Source organism: Mycobacterium sp. E2327 (assembly GCF_001672675.1).
Classification (GTDB): Bacteria; Actinomycetota; Actinomycetes; order Mycobacteriales; family Mycobacteriaceae; genus Mycobacterium.
Window position 1 is genome coordinate 20,857 of sequence record NZ_LZKE01000199.1, and the last position, 23,818, is coordinate 44,674.

The following is a 23,818-nucleotide window of genomic DNA, read 5'->3' on the forward strand; positions in this document are numbered from 1 at the left end:
AGAAGGAGTGGACGATGGCGACGGCTGGCGAGGCGCGTGTTTGGGCGCGCGGGGCGTTGCGGGGAATCGGCGACTCCCTCTACACGCCGTTCTGCGGCACCGACGGTGACGACATCGACTGGGACGCCTACCGGACATTGGTCCGCTACTGCGTCGGCGACCTTGGGCACCCGATGTTGTGGTGCACCAGCGGGATCGCGGAGTTCTGGTCACTGACCCTCGAGGAGCGCAAGCGGTTGCTGGAGGTGGCGATCGAGGAGGCGCGCGGCCTGAACCCCCATGTCGTCATCCAGGCCTGCACCGCGGCGATGTCGGCGAAGGACTGTCTGGAGCTGACACGGCACGCCCAAGAGGTGGGCGCCGACATCGCCTACATCCAAACGCCGATGATGGAGGCCCACGGCGGCGAGGGCGTACTGAGGTTCTTCAAGTACGTTGCCGCGCGCACCGATATCGCATTGGGCATGTTCAACTCCCCGTCCTCCGGCTACGTGCTGACTCCGGCCGAAAGCGCGCGGATTTACGACGAGGTGCCCGCCGTGTGCGCCACCAAGGAGGGCGCGTTCCGCCCGGAGGCGAGCCGGCGGCTGCACGAGTTGGCGCCCGGCCTGGCGGTCTGGGAATGCGATCGGACCGTGTACCGCGCGGGGTGGCTGCGGGCCGGCATCGTCTGCCCGGCGCAATTGGGCACGGCCGGTTACCTGTTCGAGACCCCGCAGCGGCGTCTGTTTTCCGAGTACTGGGATTTGGTGTGCAGCGACAAGCTCCTCGAGGCGATGGACTACGGGCGAGAGTCCGGGATGGACCAGTTCGACCTCGACATCGGATCGTGGTGGACCTGCTACCCGGGCCGGTCGGATTACTTCACCCACTGGGGTGGTGCATTCAAGTACGCCGCCGCACTGCTGGGTCTACCGATAGGCGACTATCCCCACTCCCGGCCCCCACAGGCGCAGTTGCCGAGCGAGGCGAAGACCCAGATCGAAAACGCCTACCGGCGGCTGGGGCTCATCGCGGCATAGCCGCCGCGCCGTTACAGCGCAACCGATTACGACGAGAAACGGGCCCGGTCGGAAACCGGGCCCGCTCCTTCTGCGCGCTATTTAGTTCTGCTCAGCGCGCTCGCGCGATTCGGCGGCCTTGGCCTTGGCGCGAGCCTTCTCGGCCGCGGCTTCCTTCTTCCCCGCGTTGCGCTGCGCTTCGGCCTTGTCCTGCTGGGCCTCACCCTCGTTGATCAGGTCATCCCGGCCGAGGATCGTGCCGATGAATTCCTTGGCCTTTCCGAAAACGTCCTCGATGACGCCCCGGACCAGCTCGATGGGACCGCTCTTGCTGTCAACCATTTGCATCTCCCTCCCGTTGATGGATGGCTTGGCTGGAGCGTTCCCGGTTGCCCGGTCACCGCAAACGTGATCACAACGTGGCACACGCCACAACCTCAGTTGACCTGCGGCGGTACGACCGCATCGCCCGCCCGCGGCAACTCACGTCGCATCCGGCGCTGTCGGGCCCGCAGCGCAAGACCGACCGGAGCACCGATCAGCGTCACCCAGAACAGGATCTGGGCGCCCGTCAGCGCCAACTGGGCCCGCAGCAACACTCCGCGGGCTTGGCGGAGGCGATGAACGAGCGCTGTCAACAGTGTCTTCACCAGTCATCGATAACCCGCCAGATCGCCGTTTCAAACGCCCGCAACCGGCATAGGGTGATGGCTACTCGCCTACCGAAGGGCTCGCCTACCGAAGGGATTGCGGAATGCTCACTCTCGGTGTGATCGGCTGGATAGTCATCGGGGGACTGGCCGGTTGGGTCGGCAGCAAAATCATGGGGACCGACGCCCAGATGGGGCTGATCCTCAATATCGTGGTCGGCGTCGTGGGCGGCTTGATCGGGGGGTTCCTGCTGCGCGGCTTCGGCGTGGACGTCGCCGGGGGAGGCCTGTTCTTCTCGTTCCTCACGTGTCTGCTCGGCGCGGTGCTCTTGCTGGCGATCGTCAAGCTCATCACCGGGCGACGGGCGGCCCGTTAGGCGACAGCCGGATGACCGGAAACCGAAGATCGCCAAGCACCTTCGACCATCGCGCGGTTAGCGGTTCAGCAGCGGCAAAATCGCTGCTGGACCGTGCTGCCGCCGGCCGGGGACGCAGTTGTGGAATGCGCTACCGATAGGTATACAGTATGCGTACAAAGTCGGTGGGGATCCGGTTGGCAAGCGTGAGGAGGTGCCGCGGCAGATGTCCGGCAGTGACGGCGCCTCCGAAGACGCGGTGCTCTACGAGGCCACGGCGAGCGGCGTCGCGATCCTGACCTTCAACCGCCCGGATCGCCTGAACGCCTGGGGCCCGGACATCGCCGCCGGCTTCTACGCCGGGATCGACCGAGCCGAACAGGATCCCGACGTCCGGGTGATCGTAGTGACCGGCCGGGGCAAGGGTTTCTGCGCTGGCGCCTATCTGGGCGCGCCGAGTTCGGCGTCCAGCTACGGCGAGAAGATGGAGAAGGCTGGTCAGACCGACCTGGCCGAGCTGGTCGGCGAGCGCCCACCCCATTTCGTGACCACACTGCGCAAGCCTGTCATCGCGGCCATCAACGGAGCCTGCGTCGGCATCGGCCTGACGCAGGCGCTCATGTGCGACGTCCGGTTCGCGGCCGCGGGCGCCAAGTTCGGCGCGGTGTTCGCGCGCCGCGGCCTGATCGCCGAATTCGGCATCTCCTGGATACTTCCGCGCCTGACGACCTGGGGCGTCGCCCTCGACCTGTTGTTGAGCGGGCGCACCTTCCTCGCCGAGGAGGCGGCCGAGCTTGGGCTCGTCAAAGAAGTCGTCGCGCCCGAAAATCTGCTGAGCCGCGCCCTGGAATACGCGGAGGACATCGCTCGGAATTGCTCGCCGGCTTCGATGGCGGTGATCAAACGGCAGGTATACGGCGACGCCACTCGCGACGTCGCCGACGCCACGTCACGGGCCGAGGTCCTGCTGCGCGAGGCGATGCCGCGCCCGGACGTCATCGAGGGGATCACCAGCTTCCTGGAGAAGCGGCCGCCGCAATTCCCGCCCTTGTTGGGGAACCTCGCCCCAACCGACGCTTGAATTTCGCCGGTGGTACCGGGAAAGGATGATCATGGCCCACTTGGATTACAAGGCGATCGACGTCGACAACCACTATTACGAACCGCTGGATGCCTTTACCCGTCACTTGGACAAGGCATTCAAGCACCGCGGCGTGCAGATGGTCACTCAGGGCAAGCGCACCCTGGCCGTAATCGGCGGCCGCGTCAACCATTTCGTTCCCAATCCCACCTTCGACCCGATCATCGTGCCGGGCTGCCTCGACCTGTTGTTCCGTGGTGAGATTCCGGAAGGCGTCGACCCGGCGTCGCTGATGAAGGTCGAGCGGCTCGCCGAACACCCGGAGTACCAGAACCGCGAAGCGCGCGTTGCGGTGATGGACACCCAGGACATCGAAACGGTTTTCATGCTGCCGACGTTCGGCTGCGGCGTGGAGGAGGCGCTCAAGGGGGACATCGACGCGACGATGGCGTCGGTGCACGCGTTCAACCTGTGGCTGGACGAGGATTGGGGTTTCGACCGGCCCGACCACCGCATCATCGCCGCGCCGATCATCTCGCTGGCCGACCCGGCCGGCGCCGTCGACGAGCTGGAGTTCGTGTTGGCGCGCGGCGCCAAGCTGGTCCTGGTGCGGCCGGCGCCGGTGCCCGGCGTCGTCAAGCCGAGGTCGCTGGGCGATCGCAGCCACGACCCGGTGTGGGCGCGGCTGGCCGAGGCGGGGGTTCCGGTCGGGTTTCACCTCAGCGACAGCGGATACCTGCACATCGCGGCGCAGTGGGGCGGCAAGGGAACCTTCGAGGGGTTCGGCGAAAAGGATCCACTGGATACGGTGCTCCTGGACGACCGCGCCATCCACGACACCATGGCGTCGATGATCGTGCACGGCGTGTTCACCCGGCATCCCAAGCTTCGCGCGGTCAGCATCGAGAACGGCTCCTACTTCGTGCACCGGCTGGTCAAGCGCCTGAAGAAGGCGGCCAACAACTATCCGCGCAATTTCCCCGAAGATCCGGTGGAGCAGCTGCGCAACAACGTGTGGATCGCGCCGTACTACGAGGACGACCTGACGGAGCTGGCCAAGGTCATCGGCGTCGACAAAATCCTGTTCGGTTCCGACTGGCCGCACGGTGAAGGCCTCGAGTCGCCGCTATCGTTCGCCGAAGAGCTCGTCGGATTCAGCGACTCGGATGTTCGGAAAATCATGCGGGACAACGCTCTAGATCTCCTCGGTGTCCAGGTCGGGTCGTCCGCTTGATCATTCGAGGCTGGTTACGCTAGTGAGCGAATGGACCGTAGGCGCGGTTCTTGACGCCATCGCCGACGTCATCCCCGACCGTTTGATGACCGTCTGCGGAGACCGCCGCAGCACGTTTGCCGAATCCGCCCGGCGCACCGATGGTCTGGCGAATTACCTCAGCGGCAAGGGATTCGGGGCCTACGCCGAGCGCGAGACGCTCGAGCCGTGGGAATGCGGCCAGGACCGGGTCGCGCTCATCATGTACAACGACCTGTACCCCGACATGGTGATCGGATGCCTCAAGGCGCGCACCGTCCCGGTCAACGTGAACCACCACTACTCGCCGCGCGAAATCGCCGACCTGCTGGCCTATGTCCGTCCCAGGGCGATCATCTATCACCGCGCCCTCGGCGCGCGGTTCGCCGACGTGCTCCCCCCGGAGGGGACGGAGCTGCTGGTGTCCATCGACGACGGCAGCGGCGCCCCGGAATTGCCGGGCGCCGTGTCGCTGGACGACGCGCTGGCAGCCGGCGCCACCGGCTTTCGCCCCGCTGGGTCGCCCGACGACCTGATCATGATGTGTACCGGCGGAACGACCGGACGCCCCAAGGGCGTCCTGTGGCGCCAAAGCGACATGTACGTGTCGTCGATGGTGGGGGCCGACCACGCGAGCGTCACCGAGATTCATGACAAGGTGCGCGGCGGCGGGCCGCCCTGGTTCGCCGTCTCGCCGCTGATGCACGCTGCCGGCATGTGGACCGCGTTCGCCGCGCTGTGTGCGGGCCTGACGGTCGTGCTCTATGACGACCGCAATAAGCTCGACGTCCGGTCCGTGTGGGAAACCGCCGAGCGCGAAAAGGTAGGCATGATGACGATGGTCGGCGACGCGTACGCCGGGCCGCTGATCGCCGAACTGCGCGCCCACCGCTACGACTTGTCCGCGCTGAACGCCATCGGCACCGGCGGGGCCGCCACCAACGCGAAATACAAACGCGCGCTGATGGAATGCATTCCGCACATCACCATCATCGAAGGCTACGGATCCTCGGAGAGCGGCAACATGGCCTTCGGTCATAGCCACAACGGCACCGCGAGCGAGACCTTCGCACCCCGGGAAGGCGCCACCGTCGTCTCCGCCGATCGCACCAGGTTTCTGCGTCCCGGTGACCACGAGATCGGGTGGGCCGCCAGGACGGGACGGATTCCGCTGGGCTACTTCGACGACGCTGAGGCCACCCGGCGCACCTTCCCCCGGATCGAGGGCCGGCGGGTGGTGATACCGGGCGACCGCGCATCCATCGAAAAGGACGGCACCATACGCCTTTTCGGGCGTGACTCGCTGGTGATCAACACCGGCGGCGAAAAGGTCTTCGTCGAAGAGGTCGAGGAAGTGCTGCGCGCACATCCGGGCATCGCCGACGCCCTCGTGGTGGGACGGCCCAGCGAGCGGTGGGGCCAGGAAGTCGTCGCGCTCGTCGCGCAACACCCGGGCGCCGACCTGAGCGCCGACGGGCGTGACCTCTATACCTTCTGCACGGCGCAACTGGCACATTTCAAGGCGCCCAAGGCGTTCATCTTCGTCGAGCAGATTCAGCGTCTGGGCAACGGCAAGCCCAACTACCGGTGGGCCCGAGAGCAAGCTGAAGAGAAGGTGCCATGAACACCAAGGCGATTGACTGCCTCGTCAACGTGCACTTTGGTGAGGCGGACTCCCAACCCACCTGGATGCTCAAGGTCCGCGACGACTACTTCAAGGGGCCGGAGTCGATGTTCGCGCCCGTCGACCTGTCCGAGCTGCTCGACGAGATGGACGAACAGGGAGTGCAGCGGGCGATCCTGATGGATTCGCTGGCCAGCCCGTCCACCACGGCGCGCAAGTTCATCGAAGCCAAGCCGGACCGGTTCGCCCTGGCGATGGGTGGGGCCAACCTGCTGCGGCCGGTCCGGTCCCTGCGCGAGCTCACCGCCGTCGTGAGCGATCTACCGGTGGCGTATGCGGTTGTGGGACCGAGCTTTTGGGGCGACGGGCAGTATCCGCCCAGCGACGCCGTCTACTACCCGCTGTACGCGAAATGCGCGGAGCTGGACCTCCCGCTGTGCATCAACACCGGCATCCCGGGCCCACCGATTCCGGGAGAGGTCCAACATCCCATGCACCTGGACCGGGTGTGCGTGCGTTTTCCCGAGCTGAAGCTGTGCATGATCCACGGCGCCGACCCGTGGTGGGACGTCGCGATCCGGTTGCTGCTCAAGTACGCCAACCTGCGCCTGATGACATCGGCGTGGTCTCCCAAGCGGCTGCCGGAATCCCTGCTGCACTACATGCGGACCCGCGGCCCGAACAAGGTGATCTACGCGTCGGACTGGCCGGTGCTGCGCATGCGCCGGGTGTTACCGGAAGCCCGCGCGCTCGACCTGCCCCCCGAGGTGCTCGACAACTACCTCTACAACAACGCGCAGGAGTTTTTCTTCGGGAAGGAACGTTGACATGGACCGCTTCGAACTGCGCAGACTCGATTACAGCCTGTCCGAGGACCACGTGGCTCTGCAGAATGCGTACAAGCAGTTCTTCAAGACCCAGTGCTCCATCGAAACGGTGCGTGCCGCGGAAGCGTCCGGGTTCGACAAGAACCTGTGGGAACGGCTGTGCGCCATGGGCGCGACCACGATGGCACTGCCGGAGTCCTGTGGTGGCGACGGTGCGACGCTGGTCGATCTCACCCTGGTCGCCGAGGAGATCGGCCGCTCGCTGGCGCCGGTCCCGTGGATCGACAGCGTGTGTGCGGCGCGGCTGCTCGGGCGCCTGGGCGGGCTGAACTCCGACACCGCCGGAGTGGCCGATGGTGAACAGCTCGCTGGGCTCGATGCCCGCCTCGACGGTCCGCCGGGTGCCCGGCTGATTCCGACGGGCTCGATCGCCGACCACATCGTCGTGCGTGAGGGCGACCAGGTGGTGCGGCTGACGTTCGGCACCCGGCCGACCAAGGTCGACAACATCGGCCGGTTGCCGATGGCCTGGGTGGACCCGGCCGCCGCGGACACCCGCACCGTCATCGGCGAGGGCCCGGACGCGGTGGCGAATTACCAACGCGCCCTCGATGAATGGCGGCTGTTGACCGCGGCGGCGTTGGTCGGCCTGGTCGAGGAGACGATGACCATCGCCGCGGAATTCGCCAAGACCCGCTACACGCTGGGCGTGCCGATCTCGACGCTGCAGGCCATCTCGCACCCGCTCGCGAACATGGCCATCACCGTTCAGGGTGGCCGCAACCTCGCCCGCCGGGCCGCCTGGTTCCTGGACAACGAACCCGACGAGCGGCCCGAGCTGGCGCCGTCGGCGTTCGTCTTCATGGCGGAGGAGGCCGCCAAGGCGGCGACGATGGCGGTGCACATCCAAGGCGGCCTTGGGGTTTCCTCCGAAGCCGCGGCCACGGCGTATCTGGTGCGCGCCCGGGGATGGCCGCTGGCCGGCGGCGATCCCGGCGCTACCGCCCTGCGCGTCGCCGAGATCGTGACGGCCCGCGAGAGCACACCACAGCCCGCCTAGATCGCCTTAAGACAGGAGCGAACGACGATGGACTTCTCCCGAGTCGAGCTGTCCGAGGAAGATCAGGCCTTCCGTGCGGAAGCGCGGAACTTCTTGAGCACCCACATGACCGAAGAGGTGCGGCGCCGCGACCGCGAGACGGGCGACAACTTCGACGAGGGCCTGCACCTGAAGTTCGGCGCCGCAGGCTATTTGGAGGCCGAGTGGAAGCCGGAATCCGAGGGCGGGTTCAGCCGGGTGCGGCGCCGCATCTGGGAGCTGGAGAAGCGGCGGGTGCACGTGCCCTGGGTGACGTGGGGCACCACCGCGATGGTGGCGCGCTCGGTGGCGAAGTTCGGTTCGGCCGAACTGCGTGACGAGGTGCTGCCGAAGGTCTTCAGCGGCGAGGTCCGGCTGTGCCTTGGCTACACCGAGCCCGAGGGCGGCTCCGACGTCGCCACCTGCAAGACCCGCGCCGTGCGCGACGGTGATGCGTGGATTATCAACGGCTCCAAGATGTTCACCACCGGCGCGCACAACTGCCAGTACGTGTTTCTGATCACCAACACCGCCCCCGACGCGCCGAAACACAAGAGCCTGACCATGTTTCTGGTTCCGCTCGACTCGCCGGGCATCGACATCCAGGGCATCCGCACGGTAGACGGCGACCGCACCAACATCGTCTACTACAGCGACGTCCGCGTCGACGACAAGTACCGGCTGGGTGACGTGAACGCCGGCTGGACCGTGCTGCGCGAGCCGCTCAACGTCGAGCACGGCGCGGTTGCGGCGGCGCCGGACGGGCTGCAGGACACCTCGATCATGATGCACCAGGCGGGATTCATGTCGGAGGCCGTCGACAAGGCCGCCGCCCGCGTGGCGCGGCCAGGCCCGGACGGGTGCCGGCTGATCGACGACAAATCCGTCGCGTACCGCCTTGGCCGGTGCGCGGCCCGGTTGGAAATCGCGCTGTCGTCCCCGAGCATCTACGGGCGGGTCGCCATCGCACAGACCATGCGCGACATCTCTCCCGATCTGATGGACATCCTCGGGGCCGCGTCGACCCTGCCGTTCGGTACCGACGGCGCCGCCGACGACGGCAGCGCCGAATACGCCTACCGGTTCGCCCCCCTGGTGGGCATCTACGGCGGCACGCTCGAGGTGTTCCGCAACATGATCGGCCAATACACGCTCGGCTTGGGCAAGCCGAATTATTCGCCGCCGCTTCAAAAAACCTGAGCCAAACGGCGCCAAGGTGCAATCAGGGCGACCGCCGTCGGCTTGTCGTCGCAGCCCTTACCCGTTCGGCGCCGCTTCGAGCGCGGCGTTGAGCTGCTGCGGTTCCATTCCCGCGTGCCGGCAAACGAGCTCAACGGCGTGCGCGGAATCGGCTTCGAAGACGCCGAACATCCACTCGCCCGCGGGAACCGCCATCGTCATCACCCGCCGCACCGACGCACCGTCTGCCGTTATCGACTGGGTGGATTGATCGAGCCTCGCGGCGATGCGGTCAATCTCGTCTTGGTCGAGCCCGGGACGGTACCACTCCACGAGGTAGTAACCCCTGCAGTCGGCGCGTTGACTCATCCCGGTAAAGCTACCGGGATGCAACTGCGGCGTCATCAGGGATTTCCCTTAGTTCCGATCTGTACGTGGGCGCGTTCTGGCTGTTCAACGACAGCTCTCACTATTTGAGGCATTCGACTATCAGTCGATGTCCAGTAGCCGCACAGTCCACATTCGGCGTATCCACAGGCACCACGATTTCGTTGCGCCGGCAAATACCAGCCCCTAGGCTACGTATTTGCTGGAGACCGCCCAAGGGAACGCGGGAATCGCCAATGTCATGCACATTCTGCGCCGCCGGTGGCTGATGCGGGCCGGCCTGTGACGGGCGGGAAGAGCGGATCGACTGAGGCCAGGGCAGTCGATGACTTCCTCAGTTCCGCGAGCGGCGGGCCGTCTGCGTTGGTGATCGAGGGCGACGCGGGTATCGGCAAGACCACCCTGTGGTTGTCGGCGCTGCACACAGCCCGAGAGCGCGGCTTCGCGGTCTTGGCCGCGCGAGCGGCGGCGACCGAATCGGTGCTGGCCTACGCGTCGTTGGCCGACTTGATGGCCCACGCAGGGACGGACTGGAGGCAACTGCCGGATCCCCAACGTCTCGCGCTCGATCGAATCTTGTTGCGAGCCAGCACTGACGCCGAGCCCACCGACCAACGCACCGTTGCCGCCGCGGTGCTGTCGGTCGTCCAGATCCTCGCTGAGAAGTCACCGGTGCTGTTGGCCATCGACGATCTGCAATGGCTGGATCCCTCCAGCGCCCTAGCCATCGGATTCGTCGCACGACGGCTAACCGAACGAGTTGGCATGCTGGCAACCTTCCGCACCAACAGCCACCGCGACCGCGCGCCATCGTGGTTTGCCCCAGCGCCACCCGCACAATTGACCAGGACTCGGCTGGGCCCCTTGAGCATTGGTGCGCTTCACGCGGCGGTGACGCAGCGGCTAGGCCGCTCGCTTTCACGCCCCCAGATTTCCCGCGTTTACGAGGTCTCGGCCGGAAACCCTTTTTACGCCATCGAACTGGCGCGCACAGTGCTCGACCAGCCGCCAGGCGCTCGGGTGTCCATGCCGGCCACGCTGATGGAGTTGGTGCGCAACCGCGTCGGGATGCTCGAACCCGCGGTGCGTGAGGTGCTGCTCACCGTGTCCTGTCTCGGCGCACCGAGCATCCAAGACATCGCACACGCGACCGGCCGCGACGCGGACGACGTCGTTGCGCTACTGGACGCCGCCGAAGTACAGGGCACCGTCGAAATCGCCGGGAACCGCGTGCAGTTCACCCATCCCCTACTGGCCCAGGGCTGTTACGACGACGCCACCGCAGCGCAGCGCCGCGCCATGCACCGACGCCTCGCCACCTTGGTCACGGAACCTGAGTTACGCGCCAGGCACCTGGCATTGTCCGCCCCGACTGCCGATCCCGCCACGCTGCAAGCCCTCGATGCGGCGGCCCGGAGCGCCCGCGTGCATGGGGCGCCGATGGCCGCGGCCGAAATGTTGGAGCTGGCGATCGGGCTCGGCGCAGACAGCCCTAAGCACCGAATCCGGTTGGCACGCAACTACCTCGACGCCGGCGACCCGGCGCGGGCACGGGCTCTGCTCGAGGACGTCATCAGGGCATTGCCGCCCGGAACTCAGCGAGCCGAAGCGTTGAGCATGCACGCGGTGGTCGCGCTGTACGGCGAGAGCTTTCTTGAGGCCGCCGAGTTGCTGGAGCGCGCCCTCAGTGAGGTCGGCGATCAGCTACCGCTGCGCGTACAGATATTGGTCAGCCTCTCGTTTGCCATGCTGAATACCGGTGATTCGGCCGCCGCCCTGCGCATCGTCGATGACGCCGTCACCAACGCGGAGCGGCTAGGTCACCCGCAGTTGCTCGGCCAGGCACTGAGCCTGCGGGCACATTTGCGCTTTCGGCACGGCGAGGGCATCGACGAAGCCGGCCTGCAGCGTGCGCTGGAGCTGGAGGACAACGCGTTCATGCCTGCGGCACTGCGACCAAGCATGCAAAAGGCCCTGCTGCTGGGTTGGAGCGGACAGCTGGATACGGCCTACGCGGCGATGGTAGGACTGCGACAAGCCTGCATTGAGCGCGGTGAAGAGAACGAACTGATCCACCTGGCCTTCAACCTGTTTCAGATCGAAATGTGGCGTGGAAACATTGGCAATGCCAGTCTGTTGGCCGAGGACGCCGCAGCACGGGCCGTGCTGCTCGGCACCGACCTTGCGCAGGGCGTCGCCCTGACGATGCGCGCCACTCTCGCCGCCCATGCCGGCCGTGAAGCCGAGGCCCGTGCCGACGTCGAGGAGGCCCTTTCGGCAAGCCGGCGCTGCGGTGCGCACATTCTTGCGTTGTGGCCGCTGACCACGTTGGTCTTTCTGGAGGTATCACTCGGCAACTATGCCGCGGCGGTAAGGACGGCCGAACCGATGCTGTCGCAAGTCAATTGGGATCGGCAGACAACCGAGCTCGTCCAGGCGCCTTTTTTGCCCGACGTTCTTGAGGCGTTGATAGCCCTCGGACGCTACGACGAAGCGGAGCCGCCGATCGACGCGCTCGAGCGCAACGGTCACCGGATGGATCGTGCGTGGATGCTGTCAGTCGGCGCGCGCTGCCGCGCGATTCTGTTGGCCGCAGGGGGCGACGTGATCGCAGCGACCGCGGCAGCCGAGGCTGCGATGGTCGAACATGACAGGCTGCCGATGCCGTTCGAGCGGGCCCGCACCCAGCTGCTGCTCGGCCAACTTCAGCGCCGCCGACGGCACCGCGACGATGCCACGGTCAACGTGAGCGCGGCGCTGGCGGTCTTCGACGAACTTGACACGCCCCTGTGGGCGGCGCGAGCCCGCGCGGCGCTAGCCCGTTCTGAGGTCGATACGGGTCCCGCCAAGCTGCTTACCGCCGGTGAACGACGAGTGGCAGAGCTAGCGGCGTCGGGAATGACCAACCGCGAGGTGGCCGCCGCGTTGTTCATCAGCCCAAAGACCGTGGAAGTCCACCTCACCCGGGTCTACCGCAAGCTCGACGTGCGCACGCGCGCCGGATTGGCCCGCCGCATCGACCAGCTCAAGACATGATCGTGTGACCCCTACCGTCGCCTGATGGGCGGCTAGTGCGTGACGCCGGCCTTCTCGGCGCCGATGCCGGTGAGCGAGCGCACCTCCATCTCCGCGTTGCGCTCCGGATCGCCGCGGTCGGGCGACGACAGCGTCCCGACGATACCGAGGACGAACGCCAGCGGGATCGACACGATTCCGGGGTTGGCAAGGGGGAACCACGCGAAGTCCGCGCCGGGGAGCATCGCGGTCTTCGCTCCCGACACCGCGGGCGAGAAGATGATCAAAACGATGGTCGAGATCAGGCCGCCGTACATGCTCCACAGCGCGCCGCGGGTGTTAAACCGCTGCCAATAAAGCGAATACAGGATCGTCGGCAGGTTGGCCGACGCCGCGACCGCGAACGCCAGCGCCACCAGGAAGGCGACGTTCTGGCCGTTGGCCAGGATCCCGAGCGCAATCCCGAAAATACCGAGCACCACGGCGGTGATGCGGGACACCCGGACTTGTTCGCTCTCGGTGACCTTGTGCCGCTTGATCAGGCTGGCGTAGATGTCGTGGGCGAACGACGTCGACGCGGTGATCGTCAGACCCGCGACCACGGCGAGGATCGTGGCGAACGCCACCGCGGAGATGACACCGAGCAGGACCACGCCGCCGAGATGGAACGCGAGCAACGGTGCCGCCGAGTTCTGGCCGCCGGCGGCCTTGAGGATCCGGTCGGGCCCGACGATGGCGGCGGCGCCATAGCCCAGCGCCAGCGTGAACAGATAGAAGGCTCCGATGAGGCCGATCGCCCAGACCACCGACCGGCGTGCCTCTTTCGCGGTCGGGACCGTGTAGAAGCGCATCAACACGTGGGGCAGCCCCGCGGTGCCCAGCACCAGCGCAAGGCCCAGCGACAGCAGGTTGATCTTCGACGTCGTCGACCCGCCGTATTGCGCGCCCGGGGCCAACACGTTGCGGCTGGAAACACCCTTGGTGGTGGCGTGCGACACCGCCGACTGCGCCGCACCGAGGATGTCGGAGAAGTTCATGCCGAACTTCGCCAGCACCATCACCGTCATCGTCGCCGCACCGAGGATCAACAGGACGGCCTTGATGATCTGCACCCACGTGGTGCCCTTCATCCCACCGACCAGGACGTAGACGATCATCAGGACACCGACGACCGCGATGACGATCGATTCGCCAAGGCGCCCTTTGACGTTCAGCAGCAGGGCAACCAAACCACCCGCGCCGGCCATCTGGGCGAGGAGGTAGAACAGGGACACCGTCAGCGTCGAGATCGCCGCGACCAGCCGCACCGGGCGCTGCCTGAGCCGGAAGCTCAGGACGTCCGCCATGGTGAACTTCCCTGTGTTGCGGATCAGTTCGGCGACCAGGAGCAGGGCCACCAACCAGGCCACCAGGAATCCGATCGAATACAGGAACCCGTCGTAGCCGTAGACCGCGATCGCACCGGCGATGCCGAGGAAGCTGGCCGCCGACAGGTAGTCCCCGGCGATGGCGATGCCGTTCTGCGGTCCCGAGAACGCCCGGTCGGCGGTGAAGAACTCGGTCGCGGTGGCGTTGCGCTGGCTGGCCCGGATCACCACGTACAGGGTGATGAGGACGAAAACGGCGAAGATCGCGATGTTGGCGACGGGATTCCCGATCGTCTGCTGCCCGGCGGCAAACAGCGTCATGACGCCCCGCCTTCCGCGCGGATGGCGGCGGCCCTCGGATCAAGCTCCCGGTCGGCGAACCGCACATAGAGGCCGGTGATGATGAATGTCGTGAGGAATTGGCCCAGTCCGATCAGCAGTCCGACGTTGACGTTCCCGAAGACCTTGGTCGCCATGAAATCGTGCGCGAAGGCGCCCAACAGCACGTAGGCGGCGTACCAGGCGAGGAAGATCGCGGTCATCGGGAACACGAATCGGCGTAGCCTGCGGCGAAGTTCGGCAAACTCGGGGCTCGCCTGGATGGTCACGAACTGCTCGCCCGTCGCTAATGGGACGTCTTCGGATGGAAACTCGGTAGTAGACAACGCAACTCCTGACCTCGGGTTCGAGCAGGGCTTTTCGGCGTTAGCCTACGAGCAAACCCGATGACAACAGGAGTGCGATTTCTGCCCGGGGAGCTAAATTAACCCCGGCGTCGCCGCGTGGGCACCTGACCGCAACCTGCTTGAGGGCGTTTGTTAAGCCGGCACCTCGTGCGGCCAGGCTTTCTTGAGTGCCTCCCGTCGAACCATTTTCCACACCGTCGGCGTGTGCTCGGTGGTCGAGACGACAACGGTCTTCCGCCGCGCCGTCCCGTCATGGGCGAGCCTGACGAGGTAGTCGGCCAGGTCGACGCGAGCCGTGAAAGCACCGACCGGATCGGTCTCTCCCGCAACATAATTGGTCACTCGAGGCAAATCGAACAATCCCGACGGACGCACGATCGTCCAGTCCAGGCCGCTCTCACGCACCACCGTTTCCATCCGGCGGATGTCGTCGTAGACGGTCTTGCCAATGGTGCGGGCGATGATCGGCTCGAAGAGCCGCAACGCAAGTGGGGTATGGCGGCGGCCGCGCGCGGGATGGGCGCCGGTGGAACTCACCACGACAAGCCGGCTGACGCCGGACTCGCACATCGCGTTCACTATATTGCGGGTGCCGACGGAATACGTGTCGACGGGTCGGCGCACGAACGGCACCCCGAGCGTCGACAACACGACATCGGCGCCGGCGACGATCTCGGCCAGGTGATCGCGCCGCACGTCCGCGCCCGCGACCGTCAGCCGGGCGTCGGAAATGGGAAACTCGTCGGGCCGCCGGGTCACCGCCACGGCCGCGTGCCCGGCGTCCAGCACCCGACGCGTCACAAGTCGTCCGGTCGATCCGTTGGCGCCAAAGATGACGATTTGCATGAGAACTCCTCCCGTTCGCCACTACGACGAAGCGGGCCGGCCGAAAGTTACATGGGCTCGCGAAGCTCAGGTGGTCAGGATGGTCGCCGCGGCGGTGCCGGGGGCGCCGTATAGCTGGGTGAACCCGACCTTGGGCTCGCCGGGGACCTGACGATCGCCGGCCTCGCCGCGGAGCTGTCGCACGATTTCGTGGATCTGGCGCAACCCGGAGGCGCCGATCGGCTCTCCGTTGGCGATCAGCCCGCCGTCGGTGTTGACCGGCATGGCGCCGCCGATCTCGGTGGCGCCGTCGGCAAGCAGCTTCTCCTGATCGCCGTGCGCACAGAACCCGCACTCGGCCATGTGGATGATTTCGGCGCCCGCGTCGGTGTCTTGCAGTTGGATCACGTCGACGTCTGCGGGAGCCACGCCGGCCTTTTCGAACGCGGTGCGCGCGGCGTACACCGTTGGCGCCACGTCCTCGTCGACCGGCGCGAACGTGGTGTTGACCTCGTAGGCCCCGTAGCGGCGGGTGCGAACCTCCACCGCTCGTAGGTAGACGGGTTTGGAGGTGTAGCGATGGGCGATGTCGGCCCGGCACAGCACCGCGGCCGCGGCGCCCTCGTCGGGCGCGCAGAACATGTATTGGGTCAGCGGGTAGTTCAGGACCGGCGAATCGAGGATGCTCTCTTCGGAGATCGGCTTGCGGCGAAACGCGTTGGGGTTCAACGCTCCGTTACGGAAATTCTTGGCGGCAACCTTGGCCAGCGTCTGCTGGGAGATATTGTGGTCGTGCAGATAACGGTTCGCCTTCATGCCGAAGAACTGGGTGGTCAGGTACTGCCCGTTCTCGGCGTACCACCTCGGCATGCCCACCAGCGCCGGATCTTCGGTGAACGCCCCGCGCGGGTGCTTGTCCAGGCCGATGGCGATGCCGATGTCGTAGTCGCCCAACCTGATCCCGTCGGCACAGGCCTTGACCGCGCTGGCCGCCGTCGCGCAGGCGTTGAACACGTTGGTGAACGGGATGCCGGTCAGCCCGACCATGCCGACGATGGCGTCCGGGTTCGCCACCGTCCAGCTGCCGCCGGCGGCGAACTGGACGTCCTTCCATTCGATGTCGGCGTCGGCGACCGCGGCGAAGATCGCGTCGACGCCCATCTGCATGGCCGACTTGCCCTCGAAGCGGCCGAAGGGGTGCAGACCCACCCCGATGATCGCTACGTCGTTTGTCATCCGTATCTCCTTGCGTCCGGCGGCTCTAGCGGCGGCGCACCAGCTGGGCCTGCTGAAGCGCGGCCACCGCCCCGTGCTCGTCGAAGAGCGTGGCAACGGAGACGCCCACTCCGTCTCGGCCGTAATGGTTTTCGGCGCGAACGCCGATCCATTCGCCGTCGGGCACGCGGTGGATGTGCACGGTGAGATCGGTGTTGAGGAAGAGCCATTCGGCGACGCTGAGCCGGCTACCCATGCCATTGGCGATGTCGGCCACCGCGAACAGGCGCTGCATCGGCGTCATCGCTTCGCCCTTCACGAGGTCGACGACGGGTCGGGCCCAGCATTCTCCGGGCACATCGTTGAGGATGTCGTTCAGCCAGCGCCAATCCAGGCTCTGGATGTAGGTCTGGTTCGCGTCGCTGTCGGGCCGATGGGGACGCCCCTCGCCGAGGGGGCGCAGCGGGGGAGCCGGTGTGAAATACAACTCCGCCGTGTCGCCGTGCTGAAATCGCCAGGCGATCGCGTTGGCCACCGGTCGCGGGCGTTCGTCGGGACCCGGCGCCAGCATTTGGGCACCGAGCAACTCGATCTTGGTTCCTGGGCGCTCGACATGCGCGCGAACCCAGAGCGGCCCGTCAACCGGCACCGGCCCGAGAAGGTCGACGACGACACGGCTCAGCCGGGCGTCGTCGCGTGCCGAGCAGCCCTCCAGAGCGCGCACCAGCAACGCCGAGACGGGTGCCGCGTTCTGCATGGTCGGCGACCACGTGCTGATGACGTGATCCGAGGCGCTGAACCTCTCACCGAGTGGATCGTGTGGATCGACCAGCTCGTAGTAGGCGTCGGTCAAGCGATGGCCCCCGCGTCCTTGAGTTCTTCGATGCGGTCCCAGTCCATGCCGAGCTCCATCAAGACGATCTCGGTGTGCTCGGAGGCTTGCGGCGCGCGGGTCGTCACCAGCGGCTCGTGGTTGAACTGGACCGGGCCGCGCACGACGCGGAACGGCTTTCCACCGCCGGCGAGTTCGACCTCGGCGATCATGTCGTTGGCGACGGCCTGCTCGTCGCCGACCAGATCGAGCAGGCTCTGGAAGGGCGCCCACTGGCCCTTCATCGTCTTGAGGTGCTGGCGCCAGTAATCAAACGGCTTGCCGGCGAAGGCTTTTGCGATCAGCTCGGCGGCGGCGTCGGCGTTCTGGATCAGCGGGAGCACCTCGGAGAACCGCGGATCGTCGGCGGCCTCGGGGATGCCGAGATGCTCGAACGTGTCCCGGATCAACCCGGTCGGGCTGATGATGCACAGGTTTATCGTGCCGCCGTCGGAGGTTTCGTAGTTGCCCATGAAGGGATTCACCGACTTGCCGGTTCCAGGCATGGGCGTGCGCATCACCTCACCGGTTTCCATGCCCTGGGTCAGGCTGGCGCCGGCCGCCCACCAGGCGGTGCTCAGCAACGACACGTCGAGTTCGACGGCCTCGCCCGTGCGCTCGCGATGCAGCAGCGCGGCCGAGATGCCGCCGGCGATGAACATGCCGCCGATGGAGTCACCGAATGCGGGAATGCCCTGTCCCAGTGCGCCGCCCAACTCCTCGGGGGTGAGCGCGTAGCCGATCCCGCTGCGCGTCCAGAACACGGTGCCGTCGTAGCCACCGATGTCGCGTTCGGCGCCCTTGTCGCCGTGGGCCGAACCGCGCGCATAAATGATGTTCGGGTTCGCCGAGCGGATGTGCTCCACGTCGAATTTGTGCTTCTGGCGCTGTGCGGGCATGTAGTTGGTCAGGAACACGTCGGAGGACTTGGCGAGCTCGTAGATCACTTCCTGGCCGCCCGGGGTGGAGATGTCGATTCCCACGCTGCGCTTGCCCCGGTTGGGGTGCTCCATCAGGGGATGCCGCTCGGGGTCGACCTGGATGCCGCCCATGTTGAGGAAGCCGCGCTGGGTGTCGCCGCGCAGCGGGTGCTCGACCTTGATGACGTCGGCGCCCCAGTCGGCGAGGATGGCTCCTGCAGCGGGGACGAAAGTGAACTGCGCCAGCTCAAGGACCCGAAAGCCCTCCATTACCTTGATCATTTTCGGACCCTACTTCGCGTCGAATGTCACCGGAAGGGCGGTCGGGGAACGGAAGGGTTGGCCGTGAATGTGCGGGTCGCCGTCCGTCAGCAGGGTGAAGTTGGTCAACCGATCCAACAGGCAGCCGACCGCGACCCGGGTTTCCAGCCGCGCCAGGTGCAGACCCAGGCAGGTGTGCTCACCGGCGGCAAAGGAGATGTGCGGCACGTGCTTGCGGAAGATGTCGAATTCCTCCGCACGTTCCCAGCGCCGCTCGTCGCGATTCGCCGAACCCATGCACACGCCGATCACCGCGCGCGCCGGAATCTCGACGCCCTCGAGTACGGTGTCCTCCGTCGCGAACCGCTGCACCGTGGTGAGCGGCGTTTCGTAGCGCAGCCCTTCCTCGATCGCCTGTGGCAGCAGCTCTCGGTCGGCTTGCACCGCCGCGAACTGATCCGGATGAGTGAGCAGCAGATAGAGCAGGTTCCCCGACGACCGGTAGGTGGTCTCCAGCCCGGCGGGCAGCAGCAGCCGCAGAAACGAGTAAATCGCCTCGTCACTTAGCTTTTCGCCGTCGATCTCGGCGGTGACCAGGTCGCCGATGATGTCCTCGGTGGGCTTCGACTTGCGCTGCTCGATCTGCTCGACGAAGTAATCCTGCAGCGCCGCCGACGCCTCGAATGCGCGCTCGTAGTTGACGTGGTAGCTGATCAACGCGACGGCGTGCTTACGAAACGTCGGCAGGTCCTCGGCGGGCAAGCCCAGCAGTTGGGCGATGACGCGGGTAGGAAATTCGAAGGTGAATTGGCGGACCAGGTCGGCTTCGCCGGTTTCGATGAACTCGTCGATCAACGCGTTGCAGATCGGCCGCACGATGGTGGGTTCCCACCGGGCAAGGGCTTTGGATTTGAACGCCGCGGACACCAGGTTGCGGTGGTCGCGGTGCTTCTTTCCCGCCATCGCCAGGATGGTCGGCCCCATGAAGAGGCCGATCGTCTTGTCGTACGGCGCCGAGCTGAACACCCCGCCGTCGCGAAACACCGTGTTCACCGCGTCGAACGACACCGCTGAATATTCACGCTTGGGCCGCAGCGACTCGGGCGTCTTGGAGTAGTCCATGACCGTCCCGCGGAACACGCCGGCCTGCCGTCGCTTCTGCGCGAAGAACGGGTAGGGATCACGCAGGCTGACGGTCTCCGGGCCGGTTTGGGAACCAGTCGAAACGTTGGTCGTCACCTAGATCTCCAGCATCTTCAGCAGGAACAGGCTGTCCTTTCGTAAGATCGTACTGTAATTATTACAGTAGACAATATGGGCGCGGTCTCCCGTTCGGTACCACTAGGCGTCATCCCTTGGCGACGAGGACGCGGTTGACGACATCGGCGGTCGTCGCCCGTCGGAATCCATGGCGGCACCGTCGACGTCCTCCGTAACATGGTTCCTTAGCAGTTGGCCTGGGCCGCCCAAGCTGTTCACCGCCGAAGAAGGTGACCTGATGACGATCGAAATGATCGCTGACGGTCTGGGATTCACCGAAGGACCCACGAATCTGCCCGACGGCCGGGTCGCGGTGGCGTCGGTCAGCCACGGCTGCGTGTACATCGTGGATCCGGGCGGGGGCGCGCGGGAAAGGATCGATACCGGCGGCGGGCCCAATGGTCTGTGCTGCGGATCCGACGGGTCGATCTATGTCGCCCAGAACGGCGGTAATTTCGGCGCCGATGCGGCGGCCGAGCCCGGGGTGCAGGTCATCCGCGACGGCCGGGTCGATTACCTCGCCGAAGGCATGGACGCGCCGAACGATGTCATGTTCGGTCCCGACGGAAAACTTTGGGTCACCGACACCCGCGCCGAAATGGAACTCTTCAACCCCGACGAGAGCAAGCGCGGGTGGGTGTGGGCCGTCGACCCGGTCACCGGCGAAAAGGACTTGATCCTCGACTCCGGGCCGGTTTGGATCAACGGCCTTGGTTTCAGCCCGGATTCGACGCGGCTGCTGGTAACCGCGACGTCCCCCGCCAAACTCGTGCGCTATCGGATCGGGGCGGCGGGATCGCTCGATGGTCACGCCGCAGAGGTGGTGTGCACCTTCCAGCGGGCATGGCCGGCGGGGATGGCGGTGCGGGCCGACGGGGCGTCCTGGGTGGCGCTGACCGGCGCGGACCGCCTCGACCTTGTTGCCGAGACGGGCGAAGTCCTGGATGCGGTGGTGTTGCCCGGTGGGGCGCTCCCGACGAATGTGTGCCTGGGCGCGGACTCCGCGGACGAACTGCTCGTCACCGCCTCGTATCAGCAGGCGCTGTTGAGAATTCGGCTGCCGGCTTAGCCTTCAGCCGTTCTCCGCCTGCTCGCGCGCCCACCGGTAGTCGGCCTTGCCCGACGGGCTGCGCTCGATCACCGGGCGGAACACGATCGCCTTGGGAAGCTTGTAGCGGGCCAGCGACTCGCCGGCGTGCTTGATCAGCTCGTCGGCGTCGGCGCTCGCGCCGTCGGCCAGGGCGACGACCGCGACGACCTCCTGTCCCCACCGCTCGCTCGTCCGCCCGGCGACCACCACGTCGGCCACCGCCGGATGCGACGCGAGCGCGGTTTCCACCTCCTCGACGAAGATCTTCTCGCCGCCGGAATTGATGGTCACCGAATCACGGCCCAGCAGTTCGATCGCGCCGTCGGCGCGGTGCCGCGCGCGGTCGCCCGGAACCGCGTAACGCACCCCGTCGATTACCGGAAATGTCTTGGCGGTCTTAGCCGCATCGCCCTTGTAGCCAAGCGGAACGTAGCCGCGTTGCGCGAGCCAGCCGATGCCGTCGTGACCGGGCGGCAGGATCGCGGTGAGGTCTTCGGCCGCGACGAAGGTGTCGGGTCCGGCGTTGAAGGTGCCGGTCGACACGGCCCCCGACATCGACATGTGATGCATCTGAGCGCCGGTCTCCGACGACCCGACGCCGTCGATGACCAGGGCGTTGGGCAGCGCCTCGATCAGGCGTTGCTTGACGTACGGGGTGAGCAGGGCGCCGCCGTTGGCTACCACGGCCAACGACGACACGTCGGCGATCCCCTTCTCGATGGCGGCAACCAGGGGTCGCGCCATCGCGTCACCGACCACCGTCACCGTCATCACCCGCTCGCGCTCGATGGTGCGGACGACGTCGTCGGCGTCGAAATGGTCGACGACGGAAGGGAAGACGACGGTCTGGCCGGTGGTGATCGCCGTCATCACGCTCCACTGGGCGGCACCGTGGATCAGCGGTGGCAGGATCATCAACTTGGTGCCGGCGCCCGCGGCGGCCGCGGTGACGATCTCGTCGACGGAGCCGAATGGCTCGCCCGTCACCAGGTTTCGCCCGCCGAAGGACGTCATGAAGATGTCGTGCTGGCGCCACAGCACACCCTTCGGCATGCCCGTCGTCCCACCGGTGTACAGCACGTACAGGTCGTCGGGGGAGTGCTGCAGCGGCGGCGGTTCTGGCGAACTGGACGCGACGACGGTCTCGTAATCGACCGCGCCGTAGATCAAGTCGTTGCCCGAGTCATCGGCGATCTGAATCAGCACCCGCAGCTGCGGCAGGTCGGGCAGGATTTCGGCCACGCGCGGCGCGAACGCGGCGTGGTAGATAAGGGCGGTCGCGCCGGCGTCCTTCAACAGATACTGCAGCTCGCTCTTGACGTAGCGGTAGTTGACGTTGAAGGGGGCGACCCTGGCCTGAAACGCGCCCAGCAGCGCCTCGACGAATTCGTTGCCGTTGTAGGCGTACAGGCCGAGCAGGTCTTGACCCGCCTCGTGGCCGGCGAGCGCGGAGCGCTCGGTGTGGCACCCCAGGCCCCGCGAGCGCAGGTATGCGGCGAGCCGGTTCGCCCGGTCGAGCAGTTGTGCGTAGCTGAAACGCCGTTCGCCCCTGATCACCAGGTCGCGGTCGGGAATGGCCGCGGCCACGGCCGTCGAGACAGCGGGAACGGTGAATTGTGTTGCGGTGTCGGACATCTTGCCTCTCACGGCTGGTGGGGTAGCAGGCGAACCATCAGGCCGTTGGCTTCGCTGAGCAGTGTGCCGTCGGCCGCCGTCATGCTAGCGGCTACGAAGAATTTCCTGCCGTCGACGCCCGAGATACTGCCGTGGGCGGTCAGCGGCTCGTCGATCGGCGTGATGCTGCGGTAGTCGACGTGCAGGTAGGCCGTTCGGGTAGGGGGGACGCCGGCGGTCGAGACGATCATGCCGAACAGCCAGTCGTACAGCAGGGGGATCATGCCGCCGTGCACGGCGTTGTTCCCGCCCACGTGGGAGCGGGTGAAGTGTCCTTGCATGGTGACGCCGTCCGGCCCGGACTCGGTGACCAGCCACGGCGGCAGCAGCGGATGTCCCAGCCCGGGCAGCTCAATGACCCGCCCGCCCGGCGACACGCCCTCCGGGACCTGGTACCCGTCCAGCAGCGCGCAGGCGCTCTCGACGTGTTCGGCCGCGCTGCTCCACAGCGAACTGTCCGTGGAGACGGCCAGGTCCTGCAGGCGGCGCATCGCCGCGACGAACCGTCCCAGCCCCGGCGGCGCGTGTTCGGCCGGCTCGATCTGGGGGAATCCGCCTCGAACACCTGGCGCGGTGTCGGTCACGGCTTGTCCCACGCTTGCAGCAGGTCGTCCGTTGTGGTGATGGTCGCGAGCAGCGACAGCGTGTTGGCGATGATGGCCTCACCGTACTCGGTGGGAACGCCGGCCACGGCATCCTTCGGCACGACGACGCGGTAGGCGGCGTTGACCGCGTCCATCACGACGTTGGGGATCGCGATGTTCAGCGAGACGCCCACCACCACGATGGTGGACACGCCGAGGTTGCGCAGCACCGCGTCGAGGTCGGTGCCGCCCATCGGCCCGACGCCGTGCCAGCGGCTGAGGACCAAATCCGTTGGTTCGGGCCCCAATTCGGGAAGGACGGCCGCACCAGGCGTGCCGGGGGCGATGTCGACCTGCCCGCGCCCGACGTCGAAGATTCTGGCGTTGTGGTTGGAGCCGAGCCCGTCGGGGCGTCGCTGCACCAGGCAGTGCACCACGCGGACTCCGGCCGCCCGTGCGGCCGGCAACAGCCGCACGATGTTCGGCAGGGCGGCGCGGCGCGCCTCCTCGGCCAGGACCGCCAGCCCGGCGTTCGGACCGATGACCGCGCCCTGGCACTCCTGCGTGACGATCGCGGTGTGCCCGGGCGCCACGAGGTCGTCGAGCTTAGCCACG

General features: G+C 66.6%; 23 protein-coding genes. 10 read left to right on the forward strand and 13 right to left on the reverse strand.

Features of this window, described 5'->3' with window-relative positions; genetic code table 11:
• Positions 1-14 precede the first annotated feature (14 nt).
• Positions 15-1,022, forward strand: a complete 1,008-nt coding sequence (locus A5712_RS22515) for a dihydrodipicolinate synthase family protein (RefSeq protein WP_068110000.1) — start codon at positions 15-17, stop codon at positions 1,020-1,022.
• A gap of 81 nt (positions 1,023-1,103) precedes the next feature.
• Here A5712_RS22515 and A5712_RS22520 read toward each other — a convergent pair whose 3' ends face one another.
• Both A5712_RS22520 and A5712_RS31005 read right to left on the reverse strand, forming a co-directional pair.
• Positions 1,104-1,343 carry a CsbD family protein gene (locus tag A5712_RS22520; RefSeq protein ID WP_068110003.1) on the reverse strand — a complete coding sequence of 80 codons (240 nt, stop codon included), beginning with the start codon at positions 1,341-1,343 and terminating at the stop codon, positions 1,104-1,106.
• Positions 1,344-1,438: 95 nt separating this feature from the next.
• A complete protein-coding gene (locus tag A5712_RS31005) occupies positions 1,439-1,651 on the reverse strand; it encodes a hypothetical protein (RefSeq protein ID WP_156766723.1) in 213 nt (70 codons plus the stop codon).
• Positions 1,652-1,755: 104 nt separating this feature from the next.
• Between A5712_RS31005 and A5712_RS22525 the strand changes: the two genes are divergently transcribed.
• The 7 genes from A5712_RS22525 (at position 1,756) to A5712_RS22555 (ending at position 9,069) form a co-directional block, all read left to right on the forward strand.
• The gene (locus A5712_RS22525) at positions 1,756-2,028 is read left to right on the forward strand and encodes a GlsB/YeaQ/YmgE family stress response membrane protein (RefSeq protein WP_068110005.1); all 273 of its coding nucleotides are present in this window, start codon (positions 1,756-1,758) and stop codon (positions 2,026-2,028) included.
• A gap of 205 nt (positions 2,029-2,233) precedes the next feature.
• Positions 2,234-3,088 (forward strand): enoyl-CoA hydratase, encoded by an 855-nt coding sequence (locus A5712_RS22530; RefSeq protein ID WP_068110128.1) that lies wholly within the window; start codon positions 2,234-2,236, stop codon positions 3,086-3,088.
• Positions 3,089-3,119: 31 nt separating this feature from the next.
• Positions 3,120-4,322, forward strand: coding sequence for an amidohydrolase family protein (locus A5712_RS22535; RefSeq protein WP_068110131.1), 1,203 nt, complete (start codon positions 3,120-3,122; stop codon positions 4,320-4,322).
• A gap of 22 nt (positions 4,323-4,344) precedes the next feature.
• Positions 4,345-5,964: an acyl-CoA synthetase gene (locus tag A5712_RS22540; protein ID WP_068110008.1), complete on the forward strand. Its 1,620-nt coding sequence runs from the start codon at positions 4,345-4,347 to the stop codon at positions 5,962-5,964.
• Entirely contained in the window at positions 5,961-6,791 is an 831-nt protein-coding gene (locus tag A5712_RS22545) for an amidohydrolase family protein (RefSeq protein ID WP_068110011.1), read from the forward strand. Before A5712_RS22540 ends, A5712_RS22545 begins: the two co-directional genes overlap by 4 nt.
• A 1-nt stretch (position 6,792) precedes the next feature.
• Positions 6,793-7,851, forward strand: coding sequence for an acyl-CoA dehydrogenase family protein (locus A5712_RS22550; protein WP_068110013.1), 1,059 nt, complete (start codon positions 6,793-6,795; stop codon positions 7,849-7,851).
• 27 nt (positions 7,852-7,878) lie between these two features.
• Complete coding sequence (locus A5712_RS22555) at positions 7,879-9,069, forward strand: acyl-CoA dehydrogenase family protein (RefSeq protein ID WP_068110016.1); 1,191 nt, start codon at positions 7,879-7,881, stop codon at positions 9,067-9,069.
• A gap of 57 nt (positions 9,070-9,126) precedes the next feature.
• Here the strand turns inward: A5712_RS22555 and A5712_RS22560 are convergent, their stop codons facing one another.
• Positions 9,127-9,453: a hypothetical protein gene (locus A5712_RS22560; RefSeq protein ID WP_082973598.1), complete on the reverse strand. Its 327-nt coding sequence runs from the start codon at positions 9,451-9,453 to the stop codon at positions 9,127-9,129.
• A gap of 264 nt (positions 9,454-9,717) precedes the next feature.
• Here A5712_RS22560 and A5712_RS22565 point away from each other — a divergent pair, with 264 nt between their 5' ends.
• Entirely contained in the window at positions 9,718-12,471 is a 2,754-nt protein-coding gene (locus tag A5712_RS22565) for a LuxR C-terminal-related transcriptional regulator (protein WP_068110019.1), read from the forward strand.
• 32 nt (positions 12,472-12,503) lie between these two features.
• On the opposite strand, the gene A5712_RS22570 is transcribed toward A5712_RS22565, so the two are convergent.
• The 7 genes from A5712_RS22570 to A5712_RS22600 form a co-directional block, all read right to left on the reverse strand.
• The gene (locus A5712_RS22570) at positions 12,504-14,138 is read right to left on the reverse strand and encodes a cation acetate symporter (protein ID WP_068110021.1); all 1,635 of its coding nucleotides are present in this window, start codon (positions 14,136-14,138) and stop codon (positions 12,504-12,506) included.
• Positions 14,135-14,425 carry a DUF485 domain-containing protein gene (locus A5712_RS22575; protein ID WP_369830425.1) on the reverse strand — a complete coding sequence of 97 codons (291 nt, stop codon included), beginning with the start codon at positions 14,423-14,425 and terminating at the stop codon, positions 14,135-14,137. The genes A5712_RS22570 and A5712_RS22575 overlap by 4 nt, the downstream gene beginning before the upstream one ends.
• 210 nt (positions 14,426-14,635) lie before the next feature.
• Positions 14,636-15,349: an NAD(P)-dependent oxidoreductase gene (locus tag A5712_RS22580; protein ID WP_068110027.1), complete on the reverse strand. Its 714-nt coding sequence runs from the start codon at positions 15,347-15,349 to the stop codon at positions 14,636-14,638.
• 66 nt (positions 15,350-15,415) lie between these two features.
• Positions 15,416-16,564, reverse strand: coding sequence for a thiolase family protein (locus A5712_RS22585; protein WP_068110030.1), 1,149 nt, complete (start codon positions 16,562-16,564; stop codon positions 15,416-15,418).
• A 25-nt stretch (positions 16,565-16,589) separates the two neighbouring features.
• Positions 16,590-17,396 carry a thioesterase family protein gene (locus A5712_RS22590; RefSeq protein ID WP_068110033.1) on the reverse strand — a complete coding sequence of 269 codons (807 nt, stop codon included), beginning with the start codon at positions 17,394-17,396 and terminating at the stop codon, positions 16,590-16,592.
• The gene (locus tag A5712_RS22595; protein WP_068110138.1) at positions 17,393-18,604 is read right to left on the reverse strand and encodes a CaiB/BaiF CoA-transferase family protein; all 1,212 of its coding nucleotides are present in this window, start codon (positions 18,602-18,604) and stop codon (positions 17,393-17,395) included. Before A5712_RS22595 ends, A5712_RS22590 begins: the two co-directional genes overlap by 4 nt.
• Before the next feature lie 21 nt (positions 18,605-18,625).
• A complete protein-coding gene (locus A5712_RS22600; RefSeq protein WP_068110036.1) occupies positions 18,626-19,834 on the reverse strand; it encodes a cytochrome P450 in 1,209 nt (402 codons plus the stop codon).
• A gap of 259 nt (positions 19,835-20,093) precedes the next feature.
• Here A5712_RS22600 and A5712_RS22605 point away from each other — a divergent pair, with 259 nt between their 5' ends.
• A complete protein-coding gene (locus A5712_RS22605; RefSeq protein WP_068110038.1) occupies positions 20,094-20,924 on the forward strand; it encodes an SMP-30/gluconolactonase/LRE family protein in 831 nt (276 codons plus the stop codon).
• A gap of 3 nt (positions 20,925-20,927) precedes the next feature.
• Here the strand turns inward: A5712_RS22605 and A5712_RS22610 are convergent, their stop codons facing one another.
• Genes A5712_RS22610 through A5712_RS22620 form a run of 3 tightly spaced genes read right to left on the reverse strand, consistent with a single transcriptional unit; the run spans position 20,928 to position 23,817 of the window.
• Entirely contained in the window at positions 20,928-22,580 is a 1,653-nt protein-coding gene (locus A5712_RS22610; RefSeq protein ID WP_068110041.1) for an acyl-CoA synthetase, read from the reverse strand.
• Positions 22,581-22,588: 8 nt separating this feature from the next.
• Positions 22,589-23,203: a PaaI family thioesterase gene (locus A5712_RS22615; RefSeq protein WP_068110141.1), complete on the reverse strand. Its 615-nt coding sequence runs from the start codon at positions 23,201-23,203 to the stop codon at positions 22,589-22,591.
• Entirely contained in the window at positions 23,200-23,817 is a 618-nt protein-coding gene (locus A5712_RS22620) for a cysteine hydrolase (RefSeq protein ID WP_068110044.1), read from the reverse strand. Before A5712_RS22620 ends, A5712_RS22615 begins: the two co-directional genes overlap by 4 nt.
• Position 23,818: the final 1 nt, after the last annotated feature.